9 protein-coding genes and 2 pseudogenes are annotated in these 8,490 nt (G+C 66.7%); 7 read left to right on the plus strand and 4 right to left on the minus strand.

Annotated features, from left to right (window positions below; translation table 11 throughout):
* Positions 1 to 604: 604 nt before the first annotated feature.
* Positions 605 to 1,780, plus strand: coding sequence for a hypothetical protein (locus ACIREE_RS42270; RefSeq protein WP_404164882.1), 1,176 nt, complete (start codon positions 605 to 607; stop codon positions 1,778 to 1,780).
* 61 nt (positions 1,781 to 1,841) lie between these two features.
* Here the strand turns inward: ACIREE_RS42270 and ACIREE_RS42275 are convergent, their stop codons facing one another.
* The 4 genes from ACIREE_RS42275 to ACIREE_RS42290 are packed head-to-tail and all read right to left on the minus strand — an operon-like array spanning position 1,842 to position 3,696.
* Positions 1,842 to 2,378, minus strand: a complete 537-nt coding sequence (locus ACIREE_RS42275) for an NUDIX domain-containing protein (RefSeq protein WP_404164883.1) — start codon at positions 2,376 to 2,378, stop codon at positions 1,842 to 1,844.
* A gap of 3 nt (positions 2,379 to 2,381) precedes the next feature.
* Positions 2,382 to 2,852: a hypothetical protein gene (locus tag ACIREE_RS42280; RefSeq protein WP_404164884.1), complete on the minus strand. Its 471-nt coding sequence runs from the start codon at positions 2,850 to 2,852 to the stop codon at positions 2,382 to 2,384.
* Positions 2,853 to 2,863: 11 nt separating this feature from the next.
* Positions 2,864 to 3,256 carry an ATP-binding protein gene (locus ACIREE_RS42285; RefSeq protein ID WP_404164894.1) on the minus strand — a complete coding sequence of 131 codons (393 nt, stop codon included), beginning with the start codon at positions 3,254 to 3,256 and terminating at the stop codon, positions 2,864 to 2,866.
* 8 nt (positions 3,257 to 3,264) lie between these two features.
* Positions 3,265 to 3,696, minus strand: a complete 432-nt coding sequence (locus tag ACIREE_RS42290; protein ID WP_404164886.1) for a hypothetical protein — start codon at positions 3,694 to 3,696, stop codon at positions 3,265 to 3,267.
* A gap of 155 nt (positions 3,697 to 3,851) precedes the next feature.
* On the opposite strand from ACIREE_RS42290, the gene ACIREE_RS42295 reads away from it, so the two are divergent.
* From ACIREE_RS42295 to ACIREE_RS42320, 6 genes and pseudogenes are all read left to right on the plus strand, one after another.
* On the plus strand, positions 3,852 to 4,955 hold the full coding sequence (locus ACIREE_RS42295; RefSeq protein ID WP_404164888.1) for a helix-turn-helix domain-containing protein: 1,104 nt from the start codon (positions 3,852 to 3,854) through the stop codon (positions 4,953 to 4,955).
* Between the two features lie 16 nt (positions 4,956 to 4,971).
* A complete protein-coding gene (locus ACIREE_RS42300; protein ID WP_404164890.1) occupies positions 4,972 to 5,640 on the plus strand; it encodes a YdcF family protein in 669 nt (222 codons plus the stop codon).
* A 46-nt stretch (positions 5,641 to 5,686) separates the two neighbouring features.
* Positions 5,687 to 6,172 (plus strand): annotated as a pseudogene (locus tag ACIREE_RS42305) (WbqC family protein); the annotation flags it as partial.
* A 327-nt stretch (positions 6,173 to 6,499) separates the two neighbouring features.
* A pseudogene (locus tag ACIREE_RS42310) lies at positions 6,500 to 7,138 on the plus strand (tyrosine-type recombinase/integrase); the annotation flags it as partial.
* Between the two features lie 120 nt (positions 7,139 to 7,258).
* Positions 7,259 to 7,639, plus strand: a complete 381-nt coding sequence (locus ACIREE_RS42315) for a hypothetical protein (RefSeq protein ID WP_404164892.1) — start codon at positions 7,259 to 7,261, stop codon at positions 7,637 to 7,639.
* A gap of 38 nt (positions 7,640 to 7,677) precedes the next feature.
* Positions 7,678 to 8,478, plus strand: a complete 801-nt coding sequence (locus ACIREE_RS42320; RefSeq protein WP_404164895.1) for a caspase domain-containing protein — start codon at positions 7,678 to 7,680, stop codon at positions 8,476 to 8,478.
* Positions 8,479 to 8,490: the final 12 nt, after the last annotated feature.

An 8,490-nucleotide genomic window follows, 5' to 3' on the forward strand; every position in this document is an offset into this window, starting at 1 on the left:
AAACCGACCCCGTTCACCTGGACCAAAACAGCCGAAGAAATCCTCGACTCACTCGCCCGCTTCTGCCAACGGATCTCCGGCGCGGGACACTAGTGCTGAATGGCTGGTTCCGACGCAAGACAGCCTGTGGGGCTACGTCTGCTCACGCATGACGGAGAGCTGACCCGCACCATCGATTCCCCGGCTGTCTGAGCCCACGAGACTTCGTCCCGAATGAGGTTCAGATGTGATCCTTGCCGGGGCAGGTACGAATCTTCGATGATCAGAGGCTGGGGGTGGGGTGGTGCCGCGCAGCCTCGGCGACCCTCCGAGGAAAGATCATCTCCCAAGCTGAGGGGCGGTCGGTGCTCACTCTGGTGGACAAGGAGACGTAGCCAAGAATTGCTCTCACACGTTTGCCATGCGCTCGCAGTCAATAGTTTTCCCCGACGGGCCACGACGTGGACTGGCGGAACGGGTAACACCTGCTCTATGTCAGACCGGCTACTGAAGTAGGCCGCGAAGCATGGAAGCGTCCTGATGACCGCCCCACTTGATCCCTGCGGCCCACTCACCGCGGAAACTGTATGGGAGTTGTCGGCGAGGAGACCTACGATCGTTGGTCATGGTCGTATACGCGGGCCGCAATCGGACGGATGCGTCGCCGCAGCGAGCGGCAGAGCCGGCGTCGGAATTCTTCGAGAGGGTCGCCGGCCCGTTCTGGGATCAGGTGCGGGACGTGATCAACGAATGGTGGTCACACTTCCCTGACTGCGCTCAGTCCGGTCTGCGCAGTCGGCTGCTGGACCGGAACTCCGACACAAACGTCTACTCCGCACTGTGGGAGTTGTACCTGCACGAAATGCTGCTGGGGTCCGGTTGCACCGTGAAGATCGAGCCTGGCATCGGTACCCGCGGCAAGAACCCTGACTTCTTGGTCGCCCGTGGAGGCGACCAATTCGTCGTCGAGGCAATCTGGACTGCCCAGCGGCTGGGCGACACTGTGCCCAATCCGCTTCCGCCTCAGTTGGCAGATGCAATCGATGGAGTGCCGAGCCCCAACTTCTTCGTGTCATACAAGGTGGACAGGGCCGGGTCCGCGACGCCGCCGCAGAAGCGGCTGAAGACCGGCCTGACACGGTGGCTCGCCAGCCTGGACCCTGACCGAGTCATCGCCGAGTACGAGTGCAAGCTGCCACTGCCCAAGCACACCTGGCAGGAGGCCGGCTGGTTCCTCACATTCGAAGCGATCCCCCGCAGCCCCGCCCGGCGAGGCGATCCAACGAGCCGGACGATCGGTATTCACCCTGCGATGAGTTGGTTTGGCGATGAGCCGGATCGGGTGCTCGACGCTGTCAAGAAGAAGGGCGGGAAGTACGGCGACCTGGAGCTGCCGTTCATCGTGGCGGTTGGCCATGCGGCCCTGTTTCCCGAAGACGAGGACACCGCGACCGCGCTGTACGGGACCTCGGTCGAGTACGTCCAAGCCAGCACACCGACCTTCGGCCGACGCCCCGACGGGTACTGGACTGCCACGTACGACCATGCCCATGGCCGGGTCAGCGGCGTGCTCATCGTCGACAACCCAGCACCCTGGACCTGGACGAAGAACACTCCCGCCCTCTGGCAGAGCCCCGATCCCAGCTCACTCCCGTCCCCCGTCCTACCTACCTGGGCAACTGCACAGCTGGTTAATGTCCACGTCGAACACCGGCCACCGCATGACCCCATCTACACCGCCCTCGGCCTGCCCAAGCACTGGCCGGTCGGCGACGCCTTCCCCCGACGTCACCGGGGCTGATGCAAGGTGGGGTTAAGAACGAGAAGACCGCCTGGGGCGCGGCACCCCTGCGTCGGCACTGTCACTTCCAGCCGTCGAGGGATACCTCCGGGCCGCCCTCCAAGTAGCGATGCAGCGCGCTGTCGGTCGTATCGACGAACTCCTCAGGGATGGCGTCGGTATCGACCCATCGCACTTGAGCATGCTTCCGAGGCTCCCGGTTCTCCGGCTCGCCAGACCACTCATGGGCTGCGAACACGACAGTCAGGAACCCGTTCGGGGCCTCAACTCCCCACGCCCCGTGGATGATGTGGGTGACCTTCAGCGCCTCCGACTTCACAACCAGGCCGGTCTCCTCGTACAGCTCCCGCACTGCGGTCTGCGTGATCGGCTCCCCCGGCTCGCTCTTGCCGACCGGCAGGTCCCACCTGCCCTGGCCGAACTTGGCGTTCTCGCTGCGCTGCAACAGAACGACGCGGTTGGTGGCCTTGTCGTGGACGATGACGGCCGCGACCAGCAGGGTCATGGATTCGAGGGCGGGCTTAAGGGCTTCGGGCTGGTTGCCGGTGGCCGATTGGGTCACTGGGCGTCCCTTCATCGTCGTGCGGGGCCGGAACATGGGTCAGCGGGTGCGGGCGCGGCCGAACAGCAGTCGGTCGGCGGCGAGAGCGGTGTCCAGGTAGGCGTCGATCCGGGCAGCGTGAGCCGACTGCGGCAGTGGGGTGAGGCCGAGGAGGAGCACGGCCTCGCCAGTGCGGGCGACCAGTTCCGTCCAGTCGGGGCGGGTCGGCAGCCACAACCGGCAGGAGGCGCCTGGGAAGTTCAGCAGCACCTGGCCGCTGACGATCTGCAGGCATCGGCCGGCATCCGGGATCGCGTCCATGGCCCTGCCGAGCCCGCCGAGGCTGTCGGCAAGACGCCGGATGCGGGTCTCGGCCTCGTCGGCCGTGCCGGGGCCGACGAAGGCCGGGCTGTGAGTGATCAGGACGTGGGCGACCTCCTGGCCATCGGGGCCCGTGCCCGGCCAGGTCCAGGCGGCGAGTGAGACCAGCAGTCGGAGTTCGGGGCTGGCTGGGGAGAGAACGGTGCTCATGCGGTCGCCCCTCACGTACTCACCGTTTTGAAGCAGGACCAGACGATCTTTCCGGTTGCGGGGCGATCCTCGACTCCCCAATCGTCCGAGAGCGCGGCCACCAGTGTCAGGCCCCGCCCGGAGAGATCGGTGGTGGCCGGTTCACGTACGACGGGCTGTTGGCGGCTGCTGTCGTGTACTTCCAGGCGTACGACGCCGTCGTCGGAGTCGAGTCGGACGAGGAAGCCGTGCCCGGGGGTGGTGCCGTGGACGACGGCGTTCGTCGCGAGTTCGGACACGCACAGCCGGATGTCCTCGGTGCGGGTCCGCAAGCCCCAGACGTCCAGCGTGCGGGCGGTGAACTCCCTTGCATGCCGGACTGATTGGGGTCGGGCGTCGAAGAACTGTTGGATCGACTCGGTCATCATGTTCCTCATGACTCGGCGTCCAAGACGCGGGCGGATCCCGGGTGACGGTGATGCGAGGGCACGCGGCAGAGCCCGGTCGGGCGCGGCGCGGTGTGGGTGCGGCGGGCCAGCAGCAGACGCGCCCCGGTCCTCTCGATGTGGCGCGTGCGTGCGGCGGCCATGGCTTTCGGCCCCAGGTGGGACAGGGTCGGAGCGACGACACCGTAGACATCAGGGAGGACCAGCACGTCCAGCAAGCCGGTGAACGCCGCGGACTCGGGCTCGGACGTCGAGTGCCGGTCCGTGAAGACACCTGAGAGTTGCAGTTCATGGGATCGGCAATACTCGACCAATGAGGCGCGCAGTGCTTCCTGCCGGGCTGCGGAGACCCTGACCAGCCGCAGAAGTCCGTACACGACGGGCCCGTTGACCGGTCGGTGCTCCGTGAGGGGTTCCATGTTTGTGACCGTCCAAGGGGCTCGGGGAAGTGGTGGTCATCCGAGCGTGGCGGCCGGCCGACTTTCCGGGAATCACCGGCTGTTCTACTTGCGCTCTACTTCCGCCCCACCCGCTGTAGGCGTCTGCTTCCATGGCCGATGGAAGGGAGCGACGCGTGGCGACCGTGCACCACTGGACCGGCCTGGAGGCCAGAGCCCTGCGGCTCGCCTTGCGCATGAGTGTGCGTGGCTTCGCGGAGCGTCTCGGTCTCGCCGTCGCGACCGTCTCCAAGTGGGAAAAGCTCCTGTCCGCGACCGAGCCGAGACCCGACACCCAGGCCATCCTGGACACGGCGCTCGGCCGCGCAGATGCCGCTGTACACCTCCGGTTCGAGACGCTCCTGTCGGAGATGGCCGGCCCCGCGCAGGTGGCGGCCGGTCGCCGGGTGACGGTTTCCGGCCCCAGAGCCTGGGAGTACGAGTCGTGGACGGATGACCTGGACCGCACCGTCGTCGCCCTGTCCCGGCAGAACTTCACCTTCGCCGACAGCCTGCTGGGCCGATGGCTGAACCGCTTCACGGCCACCGAGCTCGACGACAAGGGCCTGTACCTCTACGCCCGCTCCACCGCGCTCCTCGGCGACCTCAAGCGCGACCAGGGCGCGGTCCTCGGTCCGCTGTCCGCCCATCACTCCTACGCGGGCGCCCGCTCGATATTCACTCAGCTGGACATCCCTCGCCGCGTCGCTCAGCTCGACCTGTCGCTGGCGGTCATCGCGGAGATGTCCGGTGACCTGGAGTCGTCAGCCCGTACATACGAGACCCTCGCCGTCGACGATCGCCTCTCCCGCCGCGATCGCGCCCGTGCCCGCCTGTGGGTGGGCACCGCGCTGAGCAAGGACGGAAACCACGACTACGCGAGCCGCGTCATGCAGGCCGCCACCCGCGAGTTCGAAGACCTCACCGAACCCGACGACTGGTCGGTGGCCCACCAGAAGCTCGCCCTCGCCCGCCGGGGCGTCGGCGACATCACCCAGGCCCTGCACTTCATCGATATCGCCCGCGGCAGCGGAAGTGTCGACTCCCCGATGCAACGCGTACGGCTGGACACCGCTCACGGCCACATCCTGCTCTCCGACACGGCGACCCGGGATGATGGACTCCTCGTCCTCGACCAGGCCGCACAGACGGCCGCGCAGTACGGACTCGTGCACCAACTGCGCAGTATCGAGAGCGTGAAGGCCAGCAGCGAGGGGCCGGCCGGGCCCCGGCAACGGTGACCAGGGAGACGAACGCGTGAGTGACAACGAGCAGGCCATCACCGAAGACCAATGGCACCAGGCCACGTTGATCTGGGCCTACCACCAGATGCACCACGACGCCCGCCCCACCGACGTCGCGATCGGCCTGGGCAGCCACGACCTGGGTGTCGCCGCCCGCACCGCCGAGCTCTACCACGCAGGTCTCTTCCCCACGCTGGTCTTCACCGGCGGCAACAGCCCCACCACCGCCAAGGTCTTCCCGCGCGGCGAAGCGGTGCACTTTCGCGAGCACGCCATCGACCTCGACGTCCCCGCCGCCGCGATCCTGCTGGAGCCCAACGCCGCCAACACCGGGCAGAACATCACGCTCTCCCGGGAGGTCCTGGCCGCTGCCGGCATCACCCCGAACACGGTGCTGCTGGTGTCCAAGCCGTACATGGAACGACGGTCGTACGCGACCGCCCGCAAGCTGTGGCCCGAGGTCGAGATCGTGTGCGCCTCGGAACCGCTGGAGTTCGACGACTACCTCAAGTCCATCGGCGACGAGAAGCTCGTGGTGGACATGCTCGTCGGCGACCTCCAGCGGGTGATCGAGTATCCGAAGCTCGGGTTCGCCATCGAGCAGGAGGTCCCGGAGGACGTGCATGCCGCGTACGAGTCCCTCATCCGCGACGGCTTCACCAGTCGCCTCATCGCTTCCTGAACTCCCCGCTCCGGGTGGCCTGTGCGCCATCCACCAGCCCAACTTCCTGCCCCGGCTGTCGACGCTGGCCAAGCTGTTCGCGGCGGACTACTGGATCGTTCTGGACGACGTGCAGTTCACCCGCCGCGACTACCAGCACCGCGCCCGCCTCGGCGCACTCGACGACGCCGATCGGTGCCGGTGGCTGACGATCCCCACCCACCGGCCGTCCGGCCGCCCGACGCTCATCAGGGACACCGTCATCGTCGATCCCGCTGTCGCCCGCCGGCGGGCCGCGTCGGTCCTTCGCCAGCAGTACGGGAGCAGTCCCCACTGGCCTGCCGTCGATCGTGCCCTCCAGCCGGTCTGGGACACCTTCGACACCGGACGCACTGCGACGGTCGCCACCGCCTCCACCCGCGCGTTGCTCGACGTGCTCGGTTGGCGGGGCCAGATCCTCACCAGCAGTGCCTTGCCCACGCGCGCCGGCCGGTCTCAGCGGCTGGCGGATCTGGCCGCCACCACGGGCGCACGCGCGTATCTGTGCGGCACCGCCCAGTACGAATCCCGCGTCCGCAACCACATCATCGGGCCACTGGGCTCGCTCAAGCTGCGCCAGCTCAAGGCGTCCACCGTGCAGACCTGGATCAAGCGCCGACTGCAGGTGTTGGACGAGACGACCGTCGGGCTGGTCTTCACGCACCTGTCGTCGATCCTGGCCATGGCCGTGGACGACGATCTGATCGCCAAGAACCCTTGCGAGACGGGGTCGGTGAAGCGCGTGAAGCCGAGGCGCACCAAGAAGGCAGCGAAGGACGTGCCGCTGTCCTGGGAACAGACCGACGCGATGCGCGAGCACCTGCCCGACCGCTACCAAGCCACAGTCGACTGTGGCCGAGGGCTCGGCATGCGGCAGGGCGAGATCTTCGGCTTCAGCCCCGAGGACGTGCATTGGCTACAGAAGGACAAGGTCGCTCACATCCGCCGCCAGATCACCCACGACCGCGGCACGCTGGCCTTCGCCCCGCCGAAGGGTGGCACGGAGGACGACCCCAAGGACCGCTTCGTGCCGGTCGACGACGAGTTGGCCGTGCTGCTCACGGAACACATGCGCAAGCACCCGCCGGTCGACGTGACTCTGCCGTGGCTGGCCAAGGACGGTGAGCCGGTGACCGTGCGCCTGGTGTTCACCACGCGGGAGCGCAAGCCGCTGAACAAGAACTACTTCAACTACCTCTGGAAGGGCGCCCTGGAGGCGATCGGCGCGATAGAAGCCCTCAACGACAAGCCTGTTGGCAAGGGCCGCAAGTGGGAGGAGTGCCGCGACAAGATGATGCACGCTCTGCGGCACTTGTTCGCCTCCGAGGCGATCAGCGAAGGCGTCGACGTCTATACACTCGCCGACCTTCTCGGCCACGAGGATCCGGCCTTCACCCTTCGTCGGTATGTGCACCGCGTTTCGGGCGCCATTGAGAAGGCTCGGAAGGCGATCGGGAGGCGGTATCGACTGGTGGCCTGAGCGACTGGATCCGCAGGCCCTGAGGCATACGGCTGCGGTGGCAAGTTGTCGCAATCATGTCGAGTCAGCTGGGAAGTTGAGGAACGATGGTGCCGACCGTGCGAGAGCGAGGGGCCACGCATGACACACATCGAAGTACGCGTCGATGAGCACGACCGAGACGAGGCATTACAGTCGCTCTCTGGCTGGCTGACCGATGACTTGGCCGTACGAACCACAGCCGAGGTCTCCCTTCTTGAGCGACCTACGCAAAGTGGCGCCATGGGGGGCTGGCTCGACGCCGTGCAATTGGTGACGGAGAACGGCTGGAGTGCCGCATCGTTCGTAATGGCCCTGGCGGCATGGCGCCAGACGCGAGCGCGTACACCTCGCATCACGATCCGACGCGACGATCTAGAGATCACCATTACGGACGCATCGCCAGCGGAGATCGAGAGGGCCATCACCTCTCTCGAAGAGCTCGCGCCGGCGCCGAATCAACCCGGTGGCGGACAATCGTGACGGCGAAACCCGACCCTTCTCAGTCCCGGGCTGTATTGGTGGGGGTCAGCCGCTACTCGCACCTTGAAGATCTACCTGGAGTGGCTGACAACTTGCCCGCGCTTTCAGAAGCCATCTGCGGCCCCTTCGGCTGGGGCCTCGCAGCCGAGCACTGCACCGTGGTGGCTGAGCCTGACTCGTTGGACGAGATGCTGGAACCCGTGAGCGCGGCCGCCAAGAGTGCTCGTGACACGCTGCTGGTCTACTACGCAGGACACGGGCTGTTGGACCGGAAGCAAGAACTGCACCTAGGACTTCCCGGCTCACGCATGGGGCAGGGGCGCAGGGCCGTGCCCTACTCATGGTTACGTGAAGCAATCAGCGAAGGCCGGGCACAGCGTCATGTGATCATTCTCGACTGCTGTTTCAGCGGGCGGGCTCTGGGAAGTATGTCGGGGCCCGGCACGTTGGCTGACCAGGCGTGGATCGATGGCAGCTTCCTCATGGCGGCCGCCCCTGAAACTGGCCTCGCCCTCGATCCGCCTGAGGAGCCGTACACCGCATTCACCGGCGAACTCCTGAGCACGATGGAGCAGGGGGTCCCTGAGGCGGGCATGTGGCTCACGATGGACGACCTCTACGGCCACCTGCGCTCCACGTTGGCCTCCAAGGAGCACCCCACCCCACAGCGCCGTACGCGAAATCGCGCCGGCGAGCTGGTGTGGGGGCGCAACGCCGGCTTCGAAACGTCGTTCAAGCGGCCGACCCCCCTACGCGCCACTAGTGTCCCGCGCCGGAGATCCGTTGGCAGAAGCGGGCGAGTGAGTCGAGGATTTCTTCGGCTGTTTTGGTCCAGGTGAACGGGGTCGGTT

The organism is Streptomyces sp. NPDC102467, assembly GCF_044765445.1.
In the GTDB taxonomy this organism is placed as follows: domain Bacteria; phylum Actinomycetota; class Actinomycetes; order Streptomycetales; family Streptomycetaceae; genus Streptomyces.

What these genes read in the sequence shown, in the direction of transcription:
- ACIREE_RS42270 (WP_404164882.1), top strand. Translation starts at nt 605, where the DNA reads ATGGTCGTATACGCGGGCCGCAATCGGACGGATGCGTCGCCGCAGCGA.
- ACIREE_RS42275 (WP_404164883.1), bottom strand. Translation starts at nt 2,378, where the DNA reads ATGTTCCGGCCCCGCACGACGATGAAGGGACGCCCAGTGACCCAATCG.
- ACIREE_RS42280 (WP_404164884.1), bottom strand. Translation starts at nt 2,852, where the DNA reads ATGAGCACCGTTCTCTCCCCAGCCAGCCCCGAACTCCGACTGCTGGTC.
- ACIREE_RS42285 (WP_404164894.1), bottom strand. Translation starts at nt 3,256, where the DNA reads ATGACCGAGTCGATCCAACAGTTCTTCGACGCCCGACCCCAATCAGTC.
- ACIREE_RS42290 (WP_404164886.1), bottom strand. Translation starts at nt 3,696, where the DNA reads ATGGAACCCCTCACGGAGCACCGACCGGTCAACGGGCCCGTCGTGTAC.
- ACIREE_RS42315 (WP_404164892.1), top strand. Translation starts at nt 7,259, where the DNA reads ATGACACACATCGAAGTACGCGTCGATGAGCACGACCGAGACGAGGCA.